Source organism: Pseudoduganella lutea, assembly GCF_004209755.1.
In the GTDB taxonomy this organism is placed as follows: domain Bacteria; phylum Pseudomonadota; class Gammaproteobacteria; order Burkholderiales; family Burkholderiaceae_D; genus Rugamonas; species Rugamonas lutea.
The window spans coordinates 2826587-2852374 of record NZ_CP035913.1; the positions used below are offsets into that span (position 1 = coordinate 2826587).

Annotated in this window: 24 protein-coding genes; 4 read left to right on the forward strand and 20 right to left on the reverse strand. The window is 63.0% G+C overall.

Annotated elements, in window-relative coordinates; translation table 11 throughout:
- Positions 1–10 precede the first annotated feature (10 nt).
- On the forward strand, positions 11–907 hold the full coding sequence (locus EWM63_RS11830) for a phytanoyl-CoA dioxygenase family protein (protein ID WP_165390806.1): 897 nt from the start codon (positions 11–13) through the stop codon (positions 905–907).
- A gap of 18 nt (positions 908–925) precedes the next feature.
- Positions 926–1141, forward strand: a complete 216-nt coding sequence (locus EWM63_RS11835) for a hypothetical protein (protein WP_130186700.1) — start codon at positions 926–928, stop codon at positions 1139–1141.
- A 134-nt stretch (positions 1142–1275) separates the two neighbouring features.
- On the opposite strand, the gene EWM63_RS11840 is transcribed toward EWM63_RS11835, so the two are convergent.
- Complete coding sequence (locus EWM63_RS11840) at positions 1276–2118, reverse strand: MBL fold metallo-hydrolase (protein WP_307720853.1); 843 nt, start codon at positions 2116–2118, stop codon at positions 1276–1278.
- A gap of 280 nt (positions 2119–2398) precedes the next feature.
- On the opposite strand from EWM63_RS11840, the gene EWM63_RS11845 reads away from it, so the two are divergent.
- A complete protein-coding gene (locus EWM63_RS11845; protein WP_130186702.1) occupies positions 2399–3004 on the forward strand; it encodes a TetR/AcrR family transcriptional regulator in 606 nt (201 codons plus the stop codon).
- A gap of 10 nt (positions 3005–3014) precedes the next feature.
- On the opposite strand, the gene EWM63_RS11850 is transcribed toward EWM63_RS11845, so the two are convergent.
- The 3 genes from EWM63_RS11850 to EWM63_RS11860 all read right to left on the reverse strand — a co-directional run bounded on the left by EWM63_RS11850 (position 3015) and on the right by EWM63_RS11860 (position 5775).
- Positions 3015–4346 carry a DUF4214 domain-containing protein gene (locus EWM63_RS11850; protein WP_165390807.1) on the reverse strand — a complete coding sequence of 444 codons (1332 nt, stop codon included), beginning with the start codon at positions 4344–4346 and terminating at the stop codon, positions 3015–3017.
- A 72-nt stretch (positions 4347–4418) separates the two neighbouring features.
- A complete protein-coding gene (locus EWM63_RS11855; RefSeq protein ID WP_130186704.1) occupies positions 4419–5504 on the reverse strand; it encodes a WD40/YVTN/BNR-like repeat-containing protein in 1086 nt (361 codons plus the stop codon).
- Between the two features lies 1 nt (position 5505).
- Positions 5506–5775 (reverse strand): MoaD/ThiS family protein, encoded by a 270-nt coding sequence (locus EWM63_RS11860; protein ID WP_130186705.1) that lies wholly within the window; start codon positions 5773–5775, stop codon positions 5506–5508.
- 98 nt (positions 5776–5873) lie between these two features.
- Here EWM63_RS11860 and EWM63_RS11865 point away from each other — a divergent pair, with 98 nt between their 5' ends.
- The gene (locus EWM63_RS11865) at positions 5874–6188 is read left to right on the forward strand and encodes a hypothetical protein (protein ID WP_130186706.1); all 315 of its coding nucleotides are present in this window, start codon (positions 5874–5876) and stop codon (positions 6186–6188) included.
- A 52-nt stretch (positions 6189–6240) separates the two neighbouring features.
- Here EWM63_RS11865 and EWM63_RS11870 read toward each other — a convergent pair whose 3' ends face one another.
- The 16 genes from EWM63_RS11870 to EWM63_RS11945 form a co-directional block, all read right to left on the reverse strand.
- The gene (locus tag EWM63_RS11870) at positions 6241–6531 is read right to left on the reverse strand and encodes a 2Fe-2S iron-sulfur cluster-binding protein (RefSeq protein ID WP_130186707.1); all 291 of its coding nucleotides are present in this window, start codon (positions 6529–6531) and stop codon (positions 6241–6243) included.
- On the reverse strand, positions 6531–7979 hold the full coding sequence (locus tag EWM63_RS11875) for a lipopolysaccharide biosynthesis protein (RefSeq protein ID WP_130186708.1): 1449 nt from the start codon (positions 7977–7979) through the stop codon (positions 6531–6533). The genes EWM63_RS11870 and EWM63_RS11875 overlap by 1 nt, the downstream gene beginning before the upstream one ends.
- 27 nt (positions 7980–8006) lie before the next feature.
- A complete protein-coding gene (locus tag EWM63_RS11880) occupies positions 8007–9041 on the reverse strand; it encodes a polysaccharide deacetylase family protein (protein WP_207221273.1) in 1035 nt (344 codons plus the stop codon).
- Entirely contained in the window at positions 9028–10362 is a 1335-nt protein-coding gene (locus EWM63_RS11885; protein WP_130186709.1) for a putative O-glycosylation ligase, exosortase A system-associated, read from the reverse strand. Before EWM63_RS11885 ends, EWM63_RS11880 begins: the two co-directional genes overlap by 14 nt.
- Positions 10359–11765, reverse strand: a complete 1407-nt coding sequence (locus tag EWM63_RS11890; protein WP_229487860.1) for a phenylacetate--CoA ligase family protein — start codon at positions 11763–11765, stop codon at positions 10359–10361. Before EWM63_RS11890 ends, EWM63_RS11885 begins: the two co-directional genes overlap by 4 nt.
- Positions 11762–12868 carry a glycosyltransferase family 4 protein gene (locus tag EWM63_RS11895; protein ID WP_130186710.1) on the reverse strand — a complete coding sequence of 369 codons (1107 nt, stop codon included), beginning with the start codon at positions 12866–12868 and terminating at the stop codon, positions 11762–11764. Before EWM63_RS11895 ends, EWM63_RS11890 begins: the two co-directional genes overlap by 4 nt.
- Positions 12865–14130, reverse strand: coding sequence for a TIGR04063 family PEP-CTERM/XrtA system glycosyltransferase (locus tag EWM63_RS11900; RefSeq protein ID WP_130186711.1), 1266 nt, complete (start codon positions 14128–14130; stop codon positions 12865–12867). The genes EWM63_RS11895 and EWM63_RS11900 overlap by 4 nt, the downstream gene beginning before the upstream one ends.
- 1 nt (position 14131) lies before the next feature.
- Entirely contained in the window at positions 14132–16027 is a 1896-nt protein-coding gene (locus EWM63_RS11905; RefSeq protein WP_130186712.1) for an XrtA/PEP-CTERM system amidotransferase, read from the reverse strand.
- Positions 16015–17190, reverse strand: coding sequence for a TIGR03088 family PEP-CTERM/XrtA system glycosyltransferase (locus tag EWM63_RS11910; RefSeq protein ID WP_130186713.1), 1176 nt, complete (start codon positions 17188–17190; stop codon positions 16015–16017). Before EWM63_RS11910 ends, EWM63_RS11905 begins: the two co-directional genes overlap by 13 nt.
- 5 nt (positions 17191–17195) lie before the next feature.
- Positions 17196–18749, reverse strand: a complete 1554-nt coding sequence (gene xrtA / locus EWM63_RS11915; RefSeq protein WP_130186714.1) for an exosortase A — start codon at positions 18747–18749, stop codon at positions 17196–17198.
- Positions 18746–20008 (reverse strand): TIGR03087 family PEP-CTERM/XrtA system glycosyltransferase, encoded by a 1263-nt coding sequence (locus EWM63_RS11920; RefSeq protein WP_130186715.1) that lies wholly within the window; start codon positions 20006–20008, stop codon positions 18746–18748. Before EWM63_RS11920 ends, xrtA begins: the two co-directional genes overlap by 4 nt.
- 4 nt (positions 20009–20012) lie before the next feature.
- Complete coding sequence (locus tag EWM63_RS11925; RefSeq protein WP_259772503.1) at positions 20013–21152, reverse strand: FemAB family XrtA/PEP-CTERM system-associated protein; 1140 nt, start codon at positions 21150–21152, stop codon at positions 20013–20015.
- Entirely contained in the window at positions 21149–22033 is an 885-nt protein-coding gene (locus EWM63_RS11930; RefSeq protein ID WP_130186716.1) for an XrtA system polysaccharide deacetylase, read from the reverse strand. Before EWM63_RS11930 ends, EWM63_RS11925 begins: the two co-directional genes overlap by 4 nt.
- Before the next feature lie 211 nt (positions 22034–22244).
- Positions 22245–23264, reverse strand: a complete 1020-nt coding sequence (locus EWM63_RS11935; protein ID WP_130186717.1) for an XrtA/PEP-CTERM system-associated ATPase — start codon at positions 23262–23264, stop codon at positions 22245–22247.
- Between the two features lie 17 nt (positions 23265–23281).
- Entirely contained in the window at positions 23282–24817 is a 1536-nt protein-coding gene (locus EWM63_RS11940; protein ID WP_130186718.1) for a TIGR03016 family PEP-CTERM system-associated outer membrane protein, read from the reverse strand.
- Positions 24810–25772 (reverse strand): XrtA-associated tyrosine autokinase, encoded by a 963-nt coding sequence (locus EWM63_RS11945; protein WP_229487861.1) that lies wholly within the window; start codon positions 25770–25772, stop codon positions 24810–24812. Before EWM63_RS11945 ends, EWM63_RS11940 begins: the two co-directional genes overlap by 8 nt.
- Positions 25773–25788: the final 16 nt, after the last annotated feature.

Genomic DNA, 25788 nt, shown 5'->3' on the forward strand with positions numbered 1-25788 from the left:
GGAGACCGTTATGAGATATGCACGACTGACGCCGGGCCACGGCTTCAAGCCCGCCAACAGCTTCCTTTACTACCTGCAGCGCATCATCGTTTCCCCTCCCCTGCGCGGACTGTGCGTACGCATGTTCCGCAATTGGGTACGCGCCCGCCATGGGATCTCGACCCGCGTGTCGGTGCCCGCGCGCCTGCTGTTGCTGGACCGCCTGCACACGGAAGGCTACGCGTCGCTGGGCAATGTGCTCACGACCGGCCAGTGCGACGACATCCATGGCCATTTCGCCGACAAGATGTTGACGGACCGGCAGGACGCAACGTCCACGTTCACGCTGGCGCGCGTGCCGCCGGCAGCACGGCTGGCCGAATACAGCCTGCACGACATCGTGCGTTGCCCGCATATCCTGGCGCTGGCCAACGACAGCCGGCTGCTGGAACTGGCCGAGCGCTACATTGGCTGCAAGCCCACGATTTCCCAACTGGGTGTGCGCTGGTCGTTTCCTGCGCCGGGACCGCGCTCGGACCTGCAAACGTTTCACCGCGACTCCGAAGACTGGCGATACTTCAAGGTGATCGTCTACCTGACGGACGTGGGACCGGATGACGGCCCCCATGTCTACGTGCGCGGCACGCACAAGACACGCGCACCGGTGCGGCTGAAAATCCAGTCCGACGGCGAAATCAGTCGCGAATACGGTGAAGAACGCCTGATCGTCGCCGTTGGCGAGCGGGGCTTCGGCTTTGCCGTCGATACCGCTGGCGTGCACAAGGGCTCGCCGCCCGTCGCCAAGCCTCGCCTGATGCTGCAGATTCAATATTCGCTGTTCCGCAGCTATGCCTATGTGTATGAACCGGAACCATACACCGGCTGCTTTCCTTTCGACCCTTACATCAACCGCCTGATCCTGGCCTGACCGAAAGACTCCCCGCCCATGACGACGATCGAAATCAACCTCCCGCGCGACCTGGCCGAAGAAGCGGCCGAACTGGGCCTGCTGAAATCGCAGGTGGTGGCCGACTTGCTGCGCGACGAAATTCGCCGACGTACTTTTTCCGACCTGATCGAACATGGCGGCTACGCGACAAATGGCTTTGCGGCGCCGGAGGAACCAGATCGCGTTGCACCAGCGAGGCGCCGAAAGGGATGAAATCCGCGCCATGCCGATGTCACCATTGCACGGGGCTCCAGCGCCCGCCGCCATCGGACGTGCGCCCCCCAAGCAACCATGCCGTGGCAGCAACCGATCCTTCACGATTTCCATTCCAGCCACATCGGCTGGCTTCAGCGCGTGACGGCAGCTTGCCACCAGCGGCCGCCGGCATGCGCCTCGGCCAGATCCAAGGCCTGGCCGATCAGCGGCGTGGCAAGTCGCTGGCCTGCCTCGTCGGCAAGCGCGGCAATGCGGTCGAGCGGTTCGTGCCAGGCGTGGAAGGCCAGGTCGAATGTGCCGTTATGGATTGGCATCAGCACATTCCCCCGCAGGTCGATGTGGGCTTGCAGGGTTTGCTCCGGCTGCATATGCACATCCGGCCACTGTTCGTCGTAGGCGCCGGTTTCGATCATCGTCAGGTCAAACGGGCCGAAGCGGTCGCCGATCGCCTTGAAACCGCGGAAGTAGCCGGAGTCGCCACTGAAGAATACACGGCGTTCACGCCCGGCGATGACCCACGAGCACCACAGCGTGCTGTTGCCGTCCGCCAGGCCGCGGCCGGAAAAATGCTGCGCCGGCGTGCAGGTGAGTTCGACATTGCCCAGCTTGATGGAACGCCACCAGTCCAGTTGCCGTACCTTCGCGGCTGGAATGCCCCAGGTGACGAGCCGGTCGCCGACCCCGAGCGGTGCGATGAAATGCCGCGTCTTCGCCGCCAGCACCGCGATCGCGCCACGGTCCAGGTGATCATAATGGTCGTGCGACAGGATAACGCCCGCGAGCGGCGGCAATTCCTCAAGCGTCAGCGGCGGTGCATGGAAGCGTACCGGCCCCAGCCAACTGAACGGCGAGGCCCGGCGCGCAAAGACCGGATCGGTCAGCCACAGGTCGCCTTCCAGTTTCAGCAACACGGTCGAATGCCCGAGCCGCCACACGGTGTGATCCGGCGCTGCCTCGATGGCCGCGTGCGTCATGGCCCGCACTGGCACCGGCGCAGCCGGGACGGTACCAGGAGGTTTGTTAAACAATGCGCGCCACATGATTCCCAGCATTTTGCCCAAGCCGCTGCGATGCATCCGGGCTGGATTGCGGAAACGGCCATTCTGGATTTGCGGTGAAGCATGGGCGATGGTGGGCATGGTATTCCTGTTGGCTGGACGCTATTGAACGCACATTAAATGTACACTACACAGTGTAGTTTCAAGTGTAGCGCTGGCACGCGGAAAAGTAAACTACCCGGTGTAAAATGACGGCATGACCACTACCCGCCTGACCGACCGCAAGCGCTCTGCCATCGTGCAGGCGGCAATCGCCGAGTTTCGTGCCAACGGCTTTGATGCGACGTCGATGGACCGCGTGGCCGCCACGGCCGGCGTATCGAAACGAACCGTCTACAATCACTTCCCCAGCAAGGACGACCTGTTCGCGCAGATCCTCGAAGAGTTATGGGATTGCACTGCCGCCACCGCCCCGGCGTCTTACTGCGCCGATCGGCCGCTGCGAGGCCAACTGATGGATTTGCTGCGGCAAAAAATGGGGTTGCTGCGCGACCCCTACTTCCTTGATCTGGCGCGGGTAGCGATCGCCGAAGCGATCCACACGCCCGAGCGGGCTCGCAGCATGGTGGCAAAACTGTCGCAAAAGGAAGAAGGCGCCGCGGCACTGCTGCGCGCCGCCCAGGCAGATGGCAAGCTGAAACCGGGGGATCCGGCCTTCATGGCCAATGTGCTGCAGGGTCAGCTGAAAACTTTTGCTTTCTGGCCGCAGGTGGCAATGGGCCAGCCGGCATTGGACGCGGCACAGGAAGCGGCCATCGTCGAGACGGCCATCGACATGTTCCTGTGCTACTGGGGCAAATAGCAGTCGCCGATCAGGCGTACGGGATGTAATCGAAGCCGTTGCCGATCACGCTGGCCAGGGCATCGCGATTTTCAAAGCCTTCGCTGAAATCCCTCAACACAGTGGCGCGGTCGCCCCCCTTGTTGAGCACATCGAGCCAGTACTCGTAGCCAGCCTGCTCCGGTGGGCGATGCAGGATGTTCTGGTACAGACCGGCGACGAGCGTGCCATTGTCCGGGTTGCTGCCCTGATAGATCGCGGCAAATTCCGGGCTGGCAAGGAAGCTGGCCGCGACATCGCGCAAGCTGACGCCATCATCCAGGACCGAAATCCAGTAACCCAGGCCGACCGCATCCGGTACGCGGTTGAATGCGGCCTGGTATAGCCGGTAAGCGGCACCGCCGTTGCCGTCGATATCCAGTGCCACGTCAACGTTGTCGAATGTCATCCGCTCGATGTTGCGCAGTACGTCCGTGCCTTCCGTGCCCGTGACCGAGAAACCCTGGTCGGTACGGCTGATGCGGTACCCAGCGCGGTTCTCGAGATATGCTGCATAGTCCAGCCCGGCTCCACCATCGATCGTGTCGTTTCCGTTCAGGCCTGCCAGGAGATCCATGCCCGTAGTGCCAACGAGCTGATCACCTGACGTGGTGCCGACCAGCATGCGCCCCTGCGCATCGATGCCGAAATTGCCGCCGATCCCATCTCCGCCATATAGCCAGCCGAGGGCCGCCAGGTCGAAGGGACGATATTCCGAATAGAACCGGCCAGACGAATCGTACGACATCAGCGTATTGCTTGTGCTGTCGAGGCTGGTTGGCAGCTGGATGGCATCTTCGAACGGATGCTTCAGGCCAAGCATGTGGCCCAGTTCGTGCAACAGCGTCTCATACCCCTCCGAGCCGGAGGCAAGCGTGCTGTTGTAGTCGGCATATTCCGCGTTGTCGAGGTAAACCACGCCGTCGAGCTCGTAGCGGGTGATCGTGCCCGCACCGTCTTCCCAGTACTGGGAGCGCCAGTTGAACGAGCCGACGACACGTTCAGTGGTGATGGAAGCGTTGGCGAAATGCACGTCGGCTTCGGCAGGGCCTGTCTCCAGGAACTGGATGCCGGTAATCTCGGACAGGTAAGCCAGCGCTCCCCGAGTAGCGCTCTGCTGCAGTGCAGTAAATCCGGTTGCCGTGCCGGACACGATATTCTCGGCCGCCGGCAGGATGTCGCCGGCCAGCGAAAAACTGTAGCGGATGGTGTTGTACGGAATATCGGTAACCGCGGTCCAGTTCAACCCTCCCCGGTTCAGTAGCGCGTCGATATGGATGTTGCCGGATAACGGGACATTGCGGATGTCGGATAGCGTAGCCACTAAAATTTCCTTGTTTTTGCAAATTTGGCAAGTATTCACGAGTGGCGCCTGCCAGTCAACCTCCGCCTCATGCTAGCTGAACCGTACCGCATACACGGGCGGCAAATGGGCCGCGATGGTGTGCCACCTGGCACCGCCATCGTCGGACAGCCACAGGCTGCCCGTCGTCGACCCCATCAACAGCATGGCGCCATCGTCGGCCACCGCCAGCCCGTGCCGATACACGAGATCATAGCAATCCCGTTGCGGCAGGCCGTCGCGCTGCGTATCGAATGTGGCGCCGCCATCGCGCGTGCGGTTCACTGCCAGCGCGGCACCGACAGGCACCCGCTGCTGGTCTGCAATGGCCGGCACGAACCATGCTGTGCGTCCGTCGGTGGGATGGGCCGCGACGGCAAAGCCGAACGACGATGCCGGCGCCTGCAATTCTTCCCAGTGGCCGCCGTTGTCCTCCGACCGCCAGATGCCGCTATGGTGCTGGCACCACAGCACGTCGGGTGCGCCGGCGCAGCGGACGATGCGATGCGGATCCTGGGCCGCGCCATCGTGTACCAGTTCGGGCGGCATATAGCGCGCCGCCATGCCTTGCGTACGGAGCGCCCACGTCTTGCCGCCATCATTCGTCAGCCACGCGCCGCCGCATGACACGCCAACCAGTATGCTGGCGCTGTCGCGCGGATCGACGCAGATACTGTGCATGCCCGGGGTGTCGTAGCCGCCGCCAAACCATTCGGCGCGCCCGGGAACGTGCCACAAGGATTCGACCAGCGCCCAGCTTTCGCCGCGGTCGTGCGAGCGGAAAAGCCCACCCGGCAAGGTGCCGGCCCACAACACGCCGGGCTGGTCCGGCCCGCCCGCTTCCAGCGACCAGATCTGCTTCAGGGTCCAGTCGGTCTTGTCATCGCTGTCGTCCGGCTTGGGCGGATACACGGGCACGGCAACTTCCTGCCACGCCAGGCTGCCGGCATCGCGCCGATGCAGCTTGGCGCCGAAGTGGCCCAGGCTCAGCGCCGCGTAGGTGGTCCCGTCGCGCTGGTCGTGCAGCACGATCGAGACCGGATCGCCGGGAAAATGCGGCGCGGACAACATCCACGCGCCTTCCTGCTTCGTCAGTTCGAACAACCCCTTGCGAGTGGCAATGAATGCGTGGCGCGCCATGTCAGCCTCCGGAAAGTGCCTGCAGGATGTGGATGGTGGAACCAGGCCGGAGAGGATCGTCCAGCAAGGCACGATCACGACAGCGCCGGCCATCGACGAAGGCAACGACGTTGGCGCGCAGACGGCCCTGATCATCGAGCACATAGGCCGTCAGGCGCGGGTGGGCGGTGGCCACCGCATCGAGCGCGTTGCGCAATGTCGTGGCATCTGTCTCGAACTGGGGCACAGGCAAGAAGCGCGCCAGTTGTTGCGTGAAGATGATGAGCGCCAAGGGTAATCGCCTCCGGGTTGGACGATTCTAGCGCGGTTGCCGGCCGGGTTGGCCTACAATGAAGTACTGACGGACGGAAAGCAACACGGGAGCTGCCAATGTCGATTACCCAGCAGGAACTGGAAACGCTGATGCAGGAGGTCGAGCAGGAAGATCCGATCGATTTCGCCGACCTGCCCTTTGACGAGAAGGACTTGCGCGGCATCGTCGCCAGCCGTCTGTGCGAGATGGCTGGGGCGATGGAGTCGTTCAGCGAAGCCGACCGGCAGATGACGTTGCTGGCCGTGTCCGCCAAGCTCGTGCTGGAAAACCTCGTGCTGCACGTGCAGCTGCTGCGCCGTCACGGCCAACCGTTGAACGAGCAGACCGAGGCGCTGCTGGCCCGGCTGCGCAAACCGGGCAGCACGGACTGACCGCTCGCGCATCACAGGTTCGGCGAGCGGCACTCCAGCCGTAAGATCGGGACTACGGGAGTTTGCGCGCCGCCGGCGCAATCAGCGTAATGTCGGTTTCCGCCATTGCCACGCATGGCAGCACGTCATGCGCTTGCCGCTCGTCGAACGACAAGCCGGGCCATTCGACCAGGTAACGCACACGGCCGCCATCGCTGCCGCACAGGCAGGTACGGCAGGTACCATTGCGGCACGAACTGGGCAGGCGGATACCGGCGCGCTCGGCGGCATGCAACAGGGTTTCGCCTTCTTCCGCGTCGAACTCGAACTCCTTGGGCAAGATGCGGATACGGTACACCGCCATCAGGCCACCTGTCGCTTGCGACGCAGCATGCTCCAGATCTCAACGACGGCGGCGCGATTGAGCAGGCAGCTGGCGGCCACGTAACCTACCGCGCCGGCGCCAACCTGGATAGCCAGCGCGATGCGGCGATCGGCCATGTCGTCGAGCATGCCGTGCACACCTGTCACGGCCGCGCACATGGCGGCACCGGACAGCATTGCCGGCAACATCCGCAGCGCCACTTCGCCCATTGTCAGGCCGATCACGCCCAGCATGCGATGCATGTTGATCAGCAGGACGACCGGGTACACCAGTGCCCAGGCCATGGCCACGCCGAAGATGCCCCAGTGCGTGCCAGCATAGAACGCGATCGGCATCAGCGTGCAGGCCACGATACCGTTCTGCAACGCGATACCGGGCCGGCCGACCGCATCGGTGACGGCGGGAAGGAACTGCACCACGGTGCGGAAGGGCATGATCAATGCCAGCACACGTAGTGGCAGGATCGCTTCTTCCCAATGCTTGCCGAGGAAGACCAGCACGATATCGCTGGCGGTGGCGGCCATGCCCCACAGGATGGGGAACGCGACCAGCGATACAAGCTCGAACGCCTTCAGCAACTGGCGGCCGATGGCGGCGCGGTCGTTCTGGTAACGCGCAAGGGCCGGGAATGCGACCTGGTTCAGGATGCCGGAGACCCGTTGCACCGGCAGACTGGCCAGGTGCAGCGCCACCGAGTACACGCCGAGGATTTCGCCACCCAGCGTGCGGCCGATGATCACCGTATCGGCTTGCGTGAAAAAGAACCACAGGAAGCGCGAAGCGGAGATCTTGCCGCCGAAGGTGAACAGCTCACGCATGCCATGCCAGGAGAACAGCGGCATGTGCGGGAACGGCGCGACGATGTTAACCGCGACCGTGCGGTAAACCGCGGCGACGAGGATGCCCAGCGCAAGCGACCACACACCCATGCCCCACCAGGCCAGCGCCAGCGTGACGAAGGCGGTGAGCACGGATTGCGACAGGTCCAGCAGCGAGCGGGCCCGGAAGTTCAGGCCGCGCTGCAGTATGACTTCGGACACAAGGCCAAATGGCGCCAGCACGAACTGCAGCGACATGAGCCGGATCAGGTTGGCCAGATTCGGTTCGGCAAAGAAACGCTCGGCCAGCGGCGCGCAGGCGACCAGCAACAGCATCACCGTGAAATTGACCACCATGAACAAGCCAAAAGCCTGACGCAACTTCTGGGTGCTGACTTCCTTGGCCTGTACCAGCGCTGGCGCCAGGCCCATTTCAACGAACATCGCGCACCACGCGAGGAACACGGAAGCCATTGCCATCAAGCCGTAATCGGCCGGCACCAGCATCCGCATCACGATGATCGTGATGACCCAGCTGATGATCTGGCTGGCGAACTTGGCGCCGGCAACCCATTTGAGTCCGTGCAGGACGTCCTTCTTCAATGACATGCGGCGATGTTCCTTGTTATTTCTTTGTTACGCCAGGCGAGCGCTCGTGGTCAGGTTGCGTGCCATGCGCAGGACGAAGCGCAACCGGCTCCTGTCCCATGGTGTGAACCGTGGCAGTTGGAATGGATCCGGCCGGCCGCGGTTCGCGCCCCAGGAGGTCGACACTGCGCCTTCGAAACGCAGTTCGCGCGCCATCGCAACGTGGCGCGCTTCATAGTCCTCGCCCGGCTTGCCGTTCGGGTAGGCGAACAGCGGCACACTGGCGCCGATCATGTCTTCCAGCGCCAGCTTGCCCTGTGCAATTTCCTCGCGCGCTTCATCGTCCGGCAAGCGTGCCAGGATCGGGTGATTGACCGTATGCGCGCCGATCCCCATGCCAGCCGCGTGCAGCTTGCGCACCTGGCTGGTGTTCATCATCAGGTCATCCGGCAGTGCGACACCGGCCAGCGCCACCAGCCGGTCGACCTGCTGCTGGCGCTCGGCCATCGGCAGGTATTTCAATTGCCCGATCAGCGCGGGGATGGCTTGGCGGCGCTCGGCCAGCGTGTGCAGCGGATGCGCACCAAGGCCCAGCGGCGTGGCATCGAGCATGCCGCCGGGTGCGCGCCGAACCAGTTCATACACGCTGTCGTTCCACATGCGACCGCCGTTCAGGAAACCGGTGGCCACGAAGAATGTGGCATGCAGGCCATGCCGCTGCAGGACGGGCAGCGCCACCTCGGCGTTGTCGGCATAGCCGTCGTCAAAGGTGATCGCCGCCGCCCGCGGCGGCAACGTGCCCTCCTTCGAGCGCCGTACCGCTTCCAGCAGGGGCAGCACATTGAAGTGCGATTTGAGCATGCCGACCTGCGCGGAAAATTCCACGGCATCGACCTCGCTCGGGAACAATGCATCCTTCTGGGGAAGCACACGGTGGAAGATCAGGATCGAGAGGCCGTGCCGGCCACCCGGCGACAGCAGCGACAGCAGGCTTTTCTCCAGCAGCGGGGCTTTGGTGGCGGGGGCGGCAATCGCAACGGCGGCAGCGGTCGCGGGCGCCGCATCGAGTTCAGGCTGTTTCATGGCGGAGCTCTTCTTCTGGGGTCTTTTCATCCGGCGGATCGGGCTCGGGCGCAAGAGGATTGATGAGTGGTTTCGGCACCAGCACCTTGCGTTCGCGCTCGACGATCAGCTGGGTGGCCACCATTGCCGCCATCAGGTAATACGGCACGTCGAAATAGGTGAGGCTGAGGAAGGCGCCGCCGACCGCGAAGCCCAGCAGGCTGACCTGGACCATGCGCGCCAGGTTGCCGGCCCAGGCCAGTTCGGCAAACGGGGCGGAGCGGCTGATGATGCGCGAGCCGGCCAGCCAGGTGAGGATGCCGAGCGTGAGGTAAATCGCCAGCCCGCCCCAGCCGTGCTCACCCAGCACCTGGAAATAAATGCTGTGCGCGGCGTGGACATCCTCCGGGATCGGTGCATACAGCTGGAACACGTGGGAATCGTAGATCTCGAAACCGCCGCCCAGCGGCCGGTCATTGGCCAGGTGGAAAGCCATCCACCATGCATTGATGCGGCCCATCGCCGACATGTCCTGCTCATACTCGTCGATAGTGTCGATGCGGGCGTGCCACTGCTCGGGCATGAAGACCAGCGCAACCGGTACGCAGAGGACCAGGAGTATGCCAAGCATGGCCTTGTTGCGGCTTTTCAGCCAAAGGAATGTCAGCATCGCCACCATCGCGATGGCCGCGCCACGCGAATAGGACGCCAGCGATGCCAGCGCGCACAGCAGCATCGACAGGAGCATGGCGCGCTTCGCCCATTTGTGGGTGACCAGCGTGTACAGGTACAGCATCAGCGGGATCGTCATCACCAATGCAAGCGCAATTTCATTGTTGCCGTCGATGAAAGTACCGATTGGCCCCCAGACGCGGTACTGGCCACCGCTGCGCAACGTGAAGATGCCGCCCTTGACACCGTAGAAGCCGATCGAGACCACCACTGTCCAGATCAGCCATTCGACGTGCTTGCGTTTGCGCAGCAGCATCATGACGACGATCGTCATGCCCATGATCTTCATGACCTTGATCAATTGCGGCATGATCTGGTCAGGATGGATCGCAAATGCCGCTGTCAGGCACATGTAGGCAATGAACGCCAGGAATGTGATGGTGACCGGTGTCAGGGGGTAGCGGTACTTGCGATGCGCGTTGGTCACCATCGCCGCCACGGTTGTCACCGCGATGATGGCGGCAAACGGAAATTCACGCGCAAAGCCCCACCCTTGCGTATGCGGGTTCATCACGCTGATCCAGATCCACATGACCATGCCGATCGAGGGACGCTTGAAGATATACGGCAGCGAACCAAACACCAGCAGCGTGATGATCACATCCCTCATGCCACCACGCTCCCGGTGGCTACCTTGCTGACCACATAGCGGAACTTGCCCGATTTTTCCGGCGCGATCTCGGCGACCTGCATGACCTCGACCACGACGCCGGCACCGAGGCGTGCCTTGAAGCCGCGTTCGATCTGGCCCTGCAGTTTGCCGAACGCCTGGGCGTCGAGCGGTGCGGCAAGCACGACCTGCACGTGCGTCAGGTCCAGGCTTTCCTGGACGATCTTGAACGCCTGCACCTGTGGCAAGTCACGCAGGATGTACACCAGCGCCAGCCCATGCATCACGGTGCCATCCTGGGCCACCAGGAAGTCGGTACTGCGGCCCTGGATTTCCTGCAGCAGCGGCAAGCCGCGCCCGCAGTTGCACTGCTCGGTTCCCAATACGCCGATATCGCCGGTGCGATAGCGGATGAACGGAAAGTCGCCGGTCGCCAGGTGCGTCACGACGATCTCGCCGGCCTGGCCGCGCGGCACCGGCTTGCCATCGGGGTCGAGGATCTCGACGACGATATCCTCGGCGGTAATATGCATGCCGCCTTCGGGGCACTGGTGGGCAATGAAGCCGGCATCGCGGCCGCCATAGCCGTTGGCAACCGGGCAGCCGAACGTGTCGGATATCTGCGTGCGCTGTTCATCGTACAGCCGCTCGGAGGTGACAAAGGCCACGCGGATGCCCAGGTCGTCCATGCGCTGCCCTCTGGCACGGGCATGCCGGGCTATGTGGGACAGCGCTGATGGATAACCGAACAGCATGCGCGGCTTGTGGGCACGGATGCGGGCAACGAAGCCATCGAGCTTGGCCGCCGACATCTCGAACGCCGGCAGCAGGTGCGTGCGCAGCAGCAGGTCGCGCAGCGCGCGCACCCGGTCCTGCGCGCCGAGCTCGATCGGTGAACCCCATACGACGATTTCCGGATCGCCGATATCGACGTTCCACCAGCGTGTGGCACGCCATTTCGCGGCCACGTCGTGGCTGACACGTTCCTTGCCAATGTAGAAGATCAGCGGTTCGCCACTGGAGCCGCCGGTGTTGAAGCGGGCAAGGCCCACCGCATCGTCCGCCTTCAGGCGGTCGACATTGGCCCGGATGACCGACTTGTCCATCAGCGGCAACCGGGCCAGGTCGTCCAGGCTGCGCACGTCGCGCGCCGGATCAAAGCCGATTTGCGCGAACAGGTCGCGGAAATACGGAACCGACGTCCCGGCCCGTGCCAGCAGCCGGCGCAGGCGTTGCAGTTGCAGGTCGCGCAGCCGTTCTTCCGGCCAATACTGCGATTCCTCGAGCTGCTTGCGCACGGCCACGCTGCGATGCTGCTTGACGCGCTCGTGCAGCGGAAAAATCAGGTTGGTGACGAGCGCCGTGTAGGGCGCCGGACGAATGCGGGCATTCTGCATGCTCATGGCTGGCTCACCGCGGTAGTGCCGGCGCGAATGGCCAGCACGTGTTGATAGACGGCGAGCAGGCGCGGACGCACGCTCGACCAGGTGAATTGCTGTACGTGCCGCAGACCGTTCTCGCGCAGCGACGCCGCCAGCGAAGGCTCGGTTGCCAGCCGCAGCACGGCAGCCGCCATCGCTTCCGGCGCATTCGGCGGCACCAGCAGCGCCGTGCGCCCGTCTTCGACGAGATAGGGCACGCCGCCAACATGCGTGCTGACCACGGGCACGCCGCAAGCCAGTGCTTCCAGGACGGAATTGGGCGTGTTGTCGACGAGGCTGGGATTGAGCATCACATCCGCGTTACGGTACAACGCCGCCATGGCCGCGTTATCGACACGGCCGGTGAATGTGACGGCGCCTGCTATGCCCAGTTCCTCAGCCAGCCGTTCCAGCTCTTCGCGAAGCGGCCCGGAGCCCGCAATCACAAGGGTCGCATCAGGATGGCGTTCACGCACCAGGACAATGGCACGCAGCGCGGTGGCATTGTCGTAGATCGGTTCGAGGTTGCGGGCAACCAGCAGGCGCGGGCCCGCGCCGGTTTGCGTTTCCCGGGCCGATGAGAAGCGTTCCAGGTTGACGATGTTCGGTACGACTTGCGTTGCAAAGCCATATTTGCCGAACACGGCTTCCAGGAAACCGGACGGCACGATGACGGCATCCGTCCGTGCCAGGCTCGGTGCGACCCAACGGCGTGCGCGGGACAGGAAGCCATCGGCTTCGCCCCCGCGATAATTCACGACGACCGGCTTGCCACGCAGATGCGCGATCCAGATCGCCGGCACGGCAAACAGGTGCCATGACCAGCCGGAGTTGGCCATCACGTGGAACACCTGTACTCGCCCGGCTGCGCGCCAGAGGGCGACCAGGTACGGCAAAAGTCGCGCCAGGGCGCGCAAGCCCTTGATGCGACCAGCCCACGCCGGCTGGTAGGGCGCGTTGACCTGCACGGTCTCGACGTCGATCCCTTCGCCACGCAGCAAGGCGGCCAGTTGCAAGGTCTGGTTCGCCATGCCGCCGGAGGGTGGAGGCAGAGGGCCGACGAGCCCGATCGACCGTGCCGTCATTTACGCTCTCCCGCTATCAGGTTGGCGTACACCTTGCGATACCGCGCCACGCTTGTCGCCCAATTGCGCTCGTTCTCGACGAAGCGCCGGCCTTGCTCCTTCAACTGCTGCCACTGCTCCGGTGCAGCCAGCAGTGCCAGCACCCTGCGCGCCAGCGCGGCGGCATCGCCTGCCGCGAACAGCACGCCGGTACGACCATCCTCGATCAGCTCGCGGTGCCCGCCCACGTCCGATGCAGCCAGCAACCGTCCCTGCGCCATCGCTTCGAGTGGTTTCAGGGGTGTGACGAGATCCGTCAACCGCATCTTCAGGCGCGGGTAGCAAAGCACATCGACCAGGTTGTAGTAACGCTGCACTTCCTTGTGGGGTACCCTGCCCGTGAAGACCACCTGCCCCTCGATACCAAGGACCTTGGCCTGGGCGCGCAATGCGGCGTCCTGCGGGCCGCCGCCAACGAGCAGTACCCGCAATCCAGGCTGCTGTGCCAGCATTGCCGGCACCGCGTCGAGCAGCACGTTCAGGCCTTCATACGCATAGAACGAACCGATGAAGCCCAATACGGTCTTGTCTTCGAGACCCAGCGTGCGTGCCAGTGCCTCATCGCGCGCACCGCCGACCGAGAAATCGCCGACATCGACCGCATTTGGAATCACCTCGATCTTTTGGGCGGGGATGCCGCGGCCCACGATCTCCGAGCGCAACCCCTCGCAGATCGTGGTCGCGGCATCGACGCGCTTCAGTGCCCACGTTTCCATCGCCCGGGTAAGGCGGTAGCGCACCCCCCACTCCTTGCTGGTGCCGTGGTCCACGGCCGCATCTTCCCAGAAAGCGCGGATTTCATAGACGACAGGAATGCCCAACTTGCGGCCCACGCGAAGCGCGGCCACCGCATTGAGGGCGGGCGAGTGCGCATGCAGGATATCCGGCTTGACTTCCTGCGCCACCTGCAGCAGGCGCGCAGCCAGCCGGTTGATCACGGCCAGCTGGTTCAGCACGGGCATCCGGGACAGCATGCCCAGCGCCGGTTCGGTACGGAAAAAGCGCAGCCCGTCGATGGTTTCTTGCGTGTCTCCTGTCATCTCGGCCGCCGCCGCATGCTTGGGGCTGGTGATGTGTTCTGTAATCCATCCGAGTGCGCGCTGCTGCTGCAGGATGGAACGCGTGCGGAATGTATAGCCGCTGTGCAGGGGGATCGAATGATCCAGCACGTGCAGGATCCTGAGCGGCCGGGAGGCGATGCCTGAAATGTCGGACGTTCCCATATTACGCCTGCATTTCTTTTTTCAGGAATGCTTCGAACATCAGCAGGGTCCAGATCGGCGCACTGTAATCGCGGCGGCCGGACTGGTGGTGTTCCACCATCTCGGCCAGGAAAGCCCCGTTGAACATGCCGGTGGCGGCCAGGTTAGGCCCCAGCAGCGAAGTGCGCACGCGTTCGCGCAACGGCCCGCGAAACCAGGCGGCCAGCGGCACCGCGAAGCCCTGCTTGCGGCGATACAGGATGTCATGCGGCAGGTACTTTTCCATGCTCTTCTTGAAGATGTACTTGCCTTCGCTGCCTTTCAGCTTCAGGTCCGGAGACAGGCCGGATATCCATTCCACGAGTTGATGGTCCAGCAGCGGCACGCGTACTTCGAGCGCATGGGCCATGCTGGCACGGTCCACTTTCGTGAGAATGTCGCCAGGCAGGTAAGTCTTCATGTCGAGGTACTGGATCAGCGATAGCGGATCGTCCGTTGGCGAATTTTGGGCATGGCCGCGCATCACGTCGATCGCGCGATAGCCCTGCAGGCTGGTACGGAACTTGTCGGAGAACAGTTGGGCGCGCATTGCATCCGTCATGATCGACACGCCGTGGAAATAGCCTTCCACCAGGTCGCGCGACAACGATTCAAAGGTGCTCTTGGCGCGGAACACGCGCGGTGCCCAGTCGGCCTTCGGATAGTAACGCCCCAGCGTGCCGAACAACGGGCGGCGCAATGCGGAAGGAATGCGGCCGCGCACCCGCTCCTCGGCCATCGTGTAGCGGTAGCGACGATAGCCGGCCAGGTTTTCATCGCCGCCATCGCCCGACAGCGCCACCGTCACGCGTTGGCGCGCAAGCTGGCACACGCGGTAGGTGGGGATTGCCGAACTGTCGGCATAGGGTTCGTCATACAGGTCGGACAACGTGTCGAGCAGACCAAAATCGTCGGTATCGACGGTTTGCACGTGGTGATCGGTGCGGTATTGCTGCGCCACCTGTGCGGCGTAGGCCGATTCATCGAAAGCCCGGTCGCGGAAGCCGATCGAGCAGGTATTGACCGGAGCATTGTTCAGTCCCGCCATCATCGCCACCACGGCACTGGAGTCGACGCCGCCGGACAGGAATGCGCCCAGTGGCACTTCCGCCACCAGCTGGCTGCGCACGGAATCACGCAACCGCTCGACCAGCTCGCCCTGGGCATCGCTTTCCGTCATCGCATGATGCAGCTTGAACGGCACATCCCACCAGCGCTGCGGCATCGCTAGGGGCGCGCCCACCTTCTGCAGCAACCGGTAGCCAGGCGACAACTTGAATGCCCCCTTGTAGATGGTCTTCGGTTCCGGCACGTAGCCGTAGGCAAAGTAATCCTCGACTGCGCAGGGATCGATCCCGCGTGGCAGGCCGGGCAGCGAGCGCAAGGCTTTCAGCTCGGAGCTGAAAGCAAACAACCCATCCGGCAGCATGGTGTAGAACATCGGCTTGACGCCCATGTGATCGCGCGCCAGGAACATCAACTGCTGGTTGCGATCCCACAGGCCGAAAGCGAACATGCCGCGGAAGCGCTCCACGCACGCTTCGCCCCACTCTTCCCAGGCATGCACGATCACTTCGGTGTCGCTCTTCGTGCGGAATACGTGACCCAGTTCTTGAAGCTCAGCCGTCAGCTCGCGGTAGTTATAGATTTCGCCGTTGTAGCAGACCATCACGCTGCCATCTTCGTTGCCGAGCGGCTGCTGGCCCATCGACAGGTCGATGACGGACAACCGGCGGTGACCGAAGCCGACGCCCGGCTCGCGATAGATATCGCCCTCGTCGGGCCCCCGGTGGAACTGGGTATCGTTCATCCGCCGCAGCTGTGCCTCATCGATCTCGCGCCGGCCCTGCGTATCCAGCATCCCCACTATTCCGCACATGATGTCACCGCCCCTCTTGTCTTGATCTTTCGTTCGCACAGGCTGTCATACATGCCCTGGTAGGCAGCGACCATCGCCGTCATGCTGTAGTTGCAAAGCACCCGTTCGCGGCCCGCGGCACCGTGACGGGCCACCAATTCCGGCGAAACGGCGTAGCGCGCAAGTGCCGCCGCCATCGCTTCGGGATCGGAGGGCGGCACCAGCATGCCGGTGACACCGTCGTCGATCACCTCGGGGATACCGCCGACGCGCGTGCCGACGACCGGCAAAGCGCTTGCCATTGCTTCGAGCGCGGAACCGGGCGTGCCCTCGGCAATCGACGACATCGCGAATACGTGCAGGCTGCCCAGGATTTGTGCAATATCGGTGCGGGCACCCGGCAGCCAGGCCACGTCATTCAGGCCAAGCCCGGCAACCTTGGACCGCATCGTTTCCAGCAAGGGGCCATCACCGACGATCGCCAGCCGCAGCGGCAGGTGAGGTAACCGGGCACGCAGCAGGGCGAAGGCATCGATCAGCGCGGCATGGTCTTTCACCGCCTGTATCCGGCCAACGGTACCGATGACCAGATGCCCTGGCTCGAATGGCCAGTGCTCCGGCAATGCCACCTCGCCTGGCGCGTGTGGACGGAAGCGTTCCGCGTCGATGCCGTTCGCCAGCATCCGGCTCTTGTGCGCAGGCACGCCGATGACGTCCCGGTTCCATGTGTCCATCGCCGCCGAATTCGCGTAGCAGCAATCGTAGAACGGCACCATCAGGCGGCGCAGCGCGTTATGTTTGCGATTGGTGCCGTGTGGATCATCATGATCCCGGCCATGAGCGCCATTGACACGCACCGGCACGCCCGCCAGCAATGCGGCCGGGCCGTATTCAACGGCGGACAGATTGTACGAATGCAGCACGGCTGGACGCAAACCGCGCAACAGGCGCCAGAGCGCCACGTGCGTTCCCGGCGATTGGCCAGGCTGCTTGTGCAGCGCATGGATCGTCACGTCGGCGCGCATGATTTTCCTGGCAAAGGCGGGGTTGAAATCGGTCAGGCAAACGATCGCGTGCCGATAAGCACTGGCCGGCATGCGGTTGATCCGTTCCACCAGCAGCGTTTCCAACCCGCCAAAATCGAGCCGGTAGATCAGGTGGACGATGAGCGGGGCGTCGTTCATGGTGGTCACTGTCGCGCGTTCGCCGCCAGCATGGCGTCGATGGAAGCGAGATGGGTTTCCAGGAACGCACGTAGCGCGGGATGCGCAGTCGCGGGGTTCTCGTCGTATGGTGAGAATAGCATCAGCACTGCCCCATCATCGCTGCCGGTCAGAAATTTTTGTTTGGTTTGCAACAGCTTGCCGACATAGTTGCTGGCCGTCGGCCGGCCACCGATGTCATACCATTGCCAGACAACGAAGCGGGAACCGGCACCCACCAGGGTGGTTTCCCGGAAGACGAGCGGTCGCCCAGCGATGGTTTCGGTACGGATGGCGACCCCGGTTTCATTCCAGCCGCTACGGATCGCTGCGAGCCGGTTGGTGGAGCTGATCAGCTTGCCGCCATTCCCGTCGCGGTAATACTTGAGGGTGAATCCGACCGGCTGCTTGCCGACCTGGTAAAAACGGCTCAGCGTGGCGCTGGCAGGCGCGAAATCCGGCGTCCACCCGGTAAATGAGGCTGCGGCGGGCGCCCTTGCCGTAAACGATGCCAGATCGACTGCCGGTGGCGATGCGTTGCCGCGTTCGATATACCAGCCATACGCGGGCCACGCGCCGACACAAGCCGCAACAGCAAGCACCGCCACGGCAACCTTTGCCGGCGCAGCGGAAGCAAAATGGCGCACGGGGTTGGCCTGTGCGGACGCGGCCGGCGCATCTTCGCGCCAGAAGCTGCCGACCCAGAACAACAGGAGCATCACAAGGCCGAAGAACGCCCAACCGTAGATCAGGTGGTCGACCCCGACGGCCAGCGTCATGTTGCTGGTGTGGCCGATCATCACGATCATGTAAGCACGCAGGCCATTGGCCAGCACAGGCAATGCAAGTGCGACGATGACGAACAGGACACGACGCCAGGTCGACTGGTATGTGAGATACGCGTACAGGCAGCCCAGCGTGACCGAGGAAATCAGGTACCGCAAGCCGCTGCAGGCCTCGACCACCGACCAGTCACCGCTTGGAATGCTGAAATTGTTCCCTTCGCGCAGCACAGGGATGCCAGTGAGGCGCAGCGCATCGACCGTGAAATTGGCGGTGATGCCGATCAGCGGCTCGATCAATCCTTCGCCGACTGGAACACCGAACAGCAGGAACGCCAGCGGGAACGCCAGCGCACGGGTGATCGACACGCCATAGACGGCCAGCACGGTCAGCGGAAACATCACGGCGAAGGCATACTGGCGCACCACCAGCACATCGCCCAGCGTGGCCAGCAACCACGCCGCGCCGCACAACAGCAATGCGGCCAATGCCGGCCAGCAGGGCCGTACGGGCAGCAATGCCAATTGCTCGCGGCGGCGCCAGACCAGCCACAACGTGATGGGCACGATCACGAAGCCATGGGCGAACGTTTCCGAGCGATCCCAGATCGACACGATCGAGGCGGCCGTGTCGAAATAGGCAATCAGCGGCAGCAGCACGGCAACTGCGGCAATCCACCATTGCGCCACAGGGGGCGCGACATTTGCCGGTCGGGCAGCGGCCAGCCTGGCTTCTTCGGTTGCGGTAATGGTGTTCATGCCCGTTTCCATGTCGGTGAGGGAATGCCAGCTGGAAGCGCCGTGGCGGCAGCCGGATGCCGGGGTGCTTCCAGCAGTGCATCGAGCGGTGCCAGGCGTGCATCCCATCCATACGAAGCTTCGACACGGGCACGGGCGGCATGGCCGATCGCGGTGCGCGATGCATCGTCCGCCAGTGCCGCAAGAATGGCCTCTGCCACGTCACCGGCATGTTCGGCCAGCAGCACCTCGACGCCGGCGGCCGCGTCGATGCCTTCGAGCGCTTGTGGACTGACGACGACGGCTTTCGCCATCGACATCGCCTCAAGTACCTTGTTCTGGATGCCACGTGCCACACGCAATGGCGCCACCGACAGGGCGGCATGCGCAACGTAGGGCCGTACGTCCGGCACGGTGCCTGTCACGGTCACGCCGGGCAGATTGGCCAATGCCTGCACTTCGGATGTCGGCCGCGCACCGACGATCACGAATGACGCCTGTGGCATGCGGGAACGCACCAGCGGCAGCACGTCATGCGCAAACCACTGTACCGCGTCCACGTTCGGCCAATAGTCCATTGCCCCACAGAAGACCAATGGGCATTCGCCCGATGCATAAGGGTTGGCATGGTCGGCAACCGGCGAAAAATAATCGGTATCGACACCATTGCCGAACCACCCGATGCGGGCCGCACTTTCCGGCGCCAGCGAGCGGAACAGCTCCGCCTCGGGCGCCGAAACGAACAGTGCGGCATCGCTGTCGGCCGCCACCTTGCGCTCGTAACGCAACAGGCGGCTTGCCTCATAGCCATACAGCAGGCTGGCCGGCCATGGCTTCTTTTGCGCATAGGCGCGCCATTTCTCGGAATCGACATCGCACAGGTCGACCACGCGCAACGCTTCCGGCAGGTCATGCACATACTGCGCCATTGGCGACGAGAACACGACTACCCGCTCGATGTCGGCGTCACGCATGGTTGCACGCACCCAGGCACGTGTGGAGCGATCACTGTAGTAATCGAGCGAGAGCGCGCGGTTGGCCAGCAGCGCGCGAAGGCTGCGTAATCGTGCGCGGCGTGGATTGAGCGGCGCGAAATGGCTCGAAGCGCACAATTTGCGCACGTGAGACACGTACTGCCAGTCTTCGGGGTCGTCGACGAACGTGGCCAGGTGAACGCGATAGCGTGCAGCCAGGTGCCGCAGCAGGTGCCACGAACGGATCTTGTCCCCCTTGTTCGGCGGGTAGGGAATGCGGTGCACCAGCAACAGCAGGTCTTCCACGGTGTCACCCCAAATCTTTGACGATGTGCGGACCCAGCGCGTTCGCCAGTGGCAGCGGCAGTTTCTGCCACAACTTGATGAACAACTGGTATTTCGGATTCAGCGGGTTTACATCCGGGAGTTCCTGCGACGCGACCAGCCGGTATTCATACGGCAGCGGCTGGGCCACGAAGCCCCAGTTTTTCTTGAAGTCGAATGCCCCGGTGCCGCGCTTGCTCCGGCCGAAATCGAAGATGCGATAGCCTTTCGCGGCCGACGCCTGCATCAGGTTCCAGTACATGAAGTCGTTTCCGGCGACATCGCGCGCGATCGGCATGCCGCCACCGTAATACGGCAGCACTTCATCGCGGAAGAAGAAACTCAATACCCCGGCGACGAGCGTTTCGCCTTGCACGATGACGCGCACTTCGCAGTCATCACCGAACTCTTCTTTCAGCAAGCTGAAGTATTTCTTGGAAAACACAGGCGTACCAAGCCGGTGCACGCTGCTTGCATAGGCCGCAAAGAAACGATCGACGTGCTGATCTACCTCGCCTGCCAGGCCCAGCTTGATGCCCTTTCGGACCATTGCCCGCTGCTTGCGGGGAATGGCATTCATGTTGGCTTCGTCGTCGCCACAGATCTCCTTGCGGAACGTTACGTACAGATCCTTGCCCAACCATGCCGGATCGCCGGGGTGGGCCGGCGAGTAGTTGCGGTATTCAAGGTGGCCCACGTTCAGCGACGCCGCCAGGCGCAGTGCCTCGGCATCGAGCGCGGCCCGCGCTTCGTCGCTGCGGGCGGCAACGCCGCCGTAGACGCAGAACGGCAATGCGATCAGCGAATGCCCGAACAGCCGGCTCTTGATCTGCGCCAGCGGCAGAACGGCTTCGATCTGCCCGTTGCGCTCAGCCAGGAAGAACCATGTGCGGTGACCGAAAGCTTCTTCGATCACCCGCCGCCAGCCGGACCGGTGGAAGAATGTCGCTTCCGGACAGGCCATTACGAACGCATCCCACTGCGCGCGATCAGCGTCATCGGCGCGCAACAGGCGCACGGACAGCGGGGCGGGTTCGGCGGTGCCAGGCAAGTCAGCCACGACTGCCGGCTTGGCGGCATCGCCTCCCTGCGCCCGGTGCATTGCCTGTTCGATGATTGCGCTCATGCACGCTCCAGGAAGATTCGGTCCATGCGATCCCATTTGAAATCGCGTGTCAGCGCACGAATGCGGCGTTCCATCCGTTGCAGGTTCACGTAGTGCCGGAAGCGCGTCTTGGCCCCCACTCCGGCAATGCGCGGCTGGCCCGGATCGATTTCCCAGGGATGGAAATAGAAGATCGCCGGCTGTTCGTCCTCGCGATTAACGCGGCGCATCAGCCGGCGTGACAGTGCGTAGGGCAGCAGGCGGAAGTAACCACCGCCACCGGCGGGCAGGTTACGTTCCATCATCCGCACGGTGGTAATCGGCACCTCGAGCAAGCCACCGGTACCGTTCGGGTGGAACGCGAAGCGGGGGGCGTCCGGCATGCCGTAATGGTCATGCACGATCGGATAGATCGAGGAACTGTAACGGTAACCCGCTTCTTGCAACACATCCAGCGCCCACAGGTTGGCGGGACCGATCGAGAAACTGGGTGCGCGGTAGCCTTGCACCGCAACGCCGCCGATGTCTTCGAGGATCATCTTGCTGCGAGTTACATCGTCCTTGAACTGTTCGCGTGTCTGGTCCGACGCACGCAAGTGCCCATAGCCATGGCTGGCCAGTTCATGCCCGCCGGCGACGATGCGCTTCACCATGGCTGGATAGCGTTCGGCAATCCATCCCAGCGTGAAGAAAGTACCGTGCGCACCGCCTTCGTCGAGGATCGCAAGAATGCGCTCGATGTTCGCTTCGACACGGCATTCGCGCGATGGCCAGCTGTCGCGGGCTATATGGTCGGCGAAAGCGGACACTTGAAAGTAATCCTCGACATCGATCGTCATCGCGTTGCGCAGCGTGGCCGCGCTTGGCGCGGCCGCATGCAAGTGGCGTACTGGCGCGTTCATTCCGGCTCCTAGCGGCTTTCCAGCCAGTCGGCAATGCTTGTCGCAACACGCCTGGCAATGCGGCCATTGCGCCAATGCGCCAGGCGGCCGGCTTTACCATCGGCGGCAGGCACGCTGGCGCACGGGGCCATCGCGGGCACCATTGTCAGGGAACCAGGCCGTGCTCCAACGAAGCACCCGAACGGGTGGATTTGGTCGCTTTCACTCATGTTCATTCATCCAAAGCCTGATTGACACCAGCAGGCGTGCTCACGATGCGCTTCAGGATCGACAGGACCGACCCCATCGACCGCTCGAGCCGCAACATGCGCTCGTCCAGCACGGCTGGATACTGGTTAGCGAACACGGCGCTCTCAGGGTCGAATCCGGCAGTATCCGCCTGCGGCGCGACAGGCGCCTGTGCGCCGGCAGGGGGCTCGAATTCCTGCTGGATGTCGCGGATGACGATATCGACGTCGGCATCGGTAAAGGCATGCATTTCCTCCAGGAAGCCCATCAGCAAAAGGCGATCACAGAGGTGGTTGGTCTTGCGTGGAATGCCTCCCGTGAATTCGTAGATGGCTGCATAGGCCGCCGGCGTAAACGATGGGTCGCCTTTCCAGCCCACTGTGAGCAAGCGGTGTTCGATGTAGGCCTGCGTTTCCAGCTCGTCCATCGGGCCCAGGTGATACGTGGCGATGACGCGCTGGCGCAATTGCTGCATGCCGGGGTTATGGAGCGTTGCGCGGAACTCCGGCTGGCCCAGCAGGAACGTCTGCAGCAAGGGCTTTTCATCGGACTGAAAGTTCGACAACATACGCAATTCTTCCACCACGCGGGGTGTCAGGTTCTGCGCTTCGTCAACTACCAGTAGTGCCCGCTTGCCGTCCCGATCACACGTGCGCAGGAAGTTCTCAAGGCGGGCCAGCAGCGTGGTCTTGCTGGCGCTGTCCTCGAATGGCAAGCCAAACGCGGCCACCACGCCACGCAGGATATCGTCCGCATTGACGTGCGTGTTGACGATGTGGGCAGCCACGATGCGATCCGATTCGATCTGGCGAAACAGGTTTCGCACCAACGTGGTCTTGCCCGCGCCGACTTCGCCGGTAATCACAATGAACCCCTCGCCCTGTGCCAAACCATATTCCAGGTATGCCATTGCACGCTTGTGGCCCCTGCTGCCGAAGAAGAAATGGGGGTCCGGGCGCAAGCGGAAAGGCTTGTCGCTGAGCCCGTAGTAACTCTCGTACATGAAAACGTCTCGCTCGGTCAGAATTTCATCGAAAGGGAGGCTGACACCGCGTTCTCCGCATAGGAGCTGCTCTGCAGCGCCAGCCCGCCGGAATTGCGCCGCACTTCCAGGCCGCCACTCAATCGCGGCTGGAAGGTGTGCGTCATATGGAACCGGAATTGCCGGTTGTTTTCGCTGAGGTCGCCGCTGAGCGACTTGCTGCGGCTCAGGTTCGCGGACAGCGCGGCAGTGGTGCGCGCGCTCAGCTTGTAGCTGGCGTTCAGCGACACACCGGTCTGGTCGGTATTGTCATTCAGGTTTTGCTGGCCGCTGCCCATCAGCGGGCTGTCGTACTGCACCAGTGACAGTGCTTCGCGCCGCATCTTGAACACCGTGACCATCGTGGTGGTCCTTGCTGAACGCAGCGCTACCGAGGCGTTGAACTGCCGCTGCAGCGAATAGCGGTTGCTGAAATAGTTGACGGCGTTCGGTAACGAACGCGGCAGTCCGAGGGCCTGGATGTAGGCTTCGACATACGCGGCACGCTGCACCGGATCAGGAAAATTCGCCATGAACATCTGATTCAGCATGGACGTCGTGTCGACAGCCGACGGCAGCAGGAAATTGCCGCGGCTGGTGCTCACGTCATCGCTGTAGTTGATGCTCCATACGGTATTGCGACTGCGATGCGTGGCGGCCAGAAAATAACTATTCCCGTAGTAGCGGCGGCCGGCCGATGCCCTCAGGCTGGTCCTGGTGCTGGGCTCGAAATTGAATCCCAGCGACCAGGACGCGCCTTTTGTCCCCTCACCCATGCCTTCGTAATCGAACTTGTCGTAACCACCGGTCGCCGTGAGGCTGAACTGCCGGTTCAGCGAATAGCGCAGCGATGCCAGCGCCGAGCTGTTGATCGATTTGGGCGCGATGCCATCTTCCAGGTTTTCACGGTTCAGCTGCAAGCCCCACCCAAGGGTCTTGAAGGCCATGCCACTGTTGATCGACAGGTCGATCACGTCCGACGTGCTACGGCCAAAACCACCCAGGTCGCTGTCGACCAGATCGTGCGAGTACCGTAGCTGCGTCGAAGCGAAGGTGCCGAACCGGTGCACCATGAACGGCGAAATCCGGTACGACCGGACTTCGGAACGGTTAGTGTCGGAGTATGGGCTGTTACTGACAGGGCCGAAGGCGGAAACGGGGGCCTGCGCGATGCCGGCCGAGGCGTCGAAGTACAGGAACTCATGGATGAGGTTGCCCTTGGCCGTGGCACTCAGCGTGCTGTTAAAGCGATCGCTGCCGGTAACCCGCTCGTCCGAGTAGGCAAAGGCGTTCAACTGGTACGACGCGGCCACCTGCAGGCGCGGCGTGTCATTCGAGATCGACACGCCAGGCGATACCGCAGTGATGAACTGGCTGCGCTTCTGGTCATCGCTGCGCATTTCAGGATTGTCCGACCACGTTTCGCGCATTTCGACACTTGGCTTGACCTGCCATGCCGCACGCACTGCCGACGGCAGCAACGCGAGCAGCATCGCCGAGCCCAGCACGGCACAGCGGGCCTGACATTTAGCCATAGTGATAGTCGTACTTGCTGGATGTGTTCAGCTCGCGCGACTTGTTGTAGACCAGGTTGACGTTACTGCAGCCTTCGAGCTGATGCAGTGCTTCCTTGACCGCGTGCTGGGTCGTTTTTTCCGACTCGACCACGACGACGATCTGCCCCATATGACTGGCCAACACGTGCGCCTCGCTCGTCAGCAACAGTGGCGGCGAATCAAAGATCACGATGCGGTCCGGATAACGGTCAGCAATTTCCAGCACCAGCGACTTCATTGCCTGGCTGGCGAGCAACTCCGTGGCGCGCGGGTTTGATGTGCCAGCGGGCAAGATCGACAAGGTATTGACGTTCGTGCGCAACATGACCTCGGACATATCGAGACGGTCGTCCAGCAAGATATCCATCAAGCCGCGCTGGGCTGGCAGTCCCAGCGTGCGCAGCACTGAAGGACGGGCCACGTCGGCATCGACCAGCAGCACGGTATGATCGAGTTCCATCGCGATACTCATCGCCAGGTTGATCGACGTGAAAGTCTTGCCCTCGCCCGGCAGCGAGCTGGTAATCATGATCAGGTTGCCCGGATTCGCATTCGGCTTGCGTGCCCCGAACGCGCGCTTGATCAGCGGTCGCTTGATGACGCGGAAATCTTCGACGAGGTTGGTCCGGCCACCGGCCGCGGTGACCAGGCCGGCTTCGTTCATCCGCGCCAGGTCCAGCTCGATCATGCGGGTATTGCGACGTTGCGGTTCCGGTGCCGCGGGCTCGGGGTTCGACAACGCAACGGTCGGGCCCTGCGCAGGTGCGTGGGCTACGGGTACCTGGTCCTCAGGCAATTCGGCCACGGTAACGTCAGGGCCATCCATCATGGGCTCGCACGCCGCTGGTATCGCTTGCGTGCGCACCTGGGCCAGCGGCGCGGCCGGTGCTGCGGGTTTGCCGATACGGTTCGCGGCTTTTTCAATGATGCTCACGTTGTAACCTGTGCTT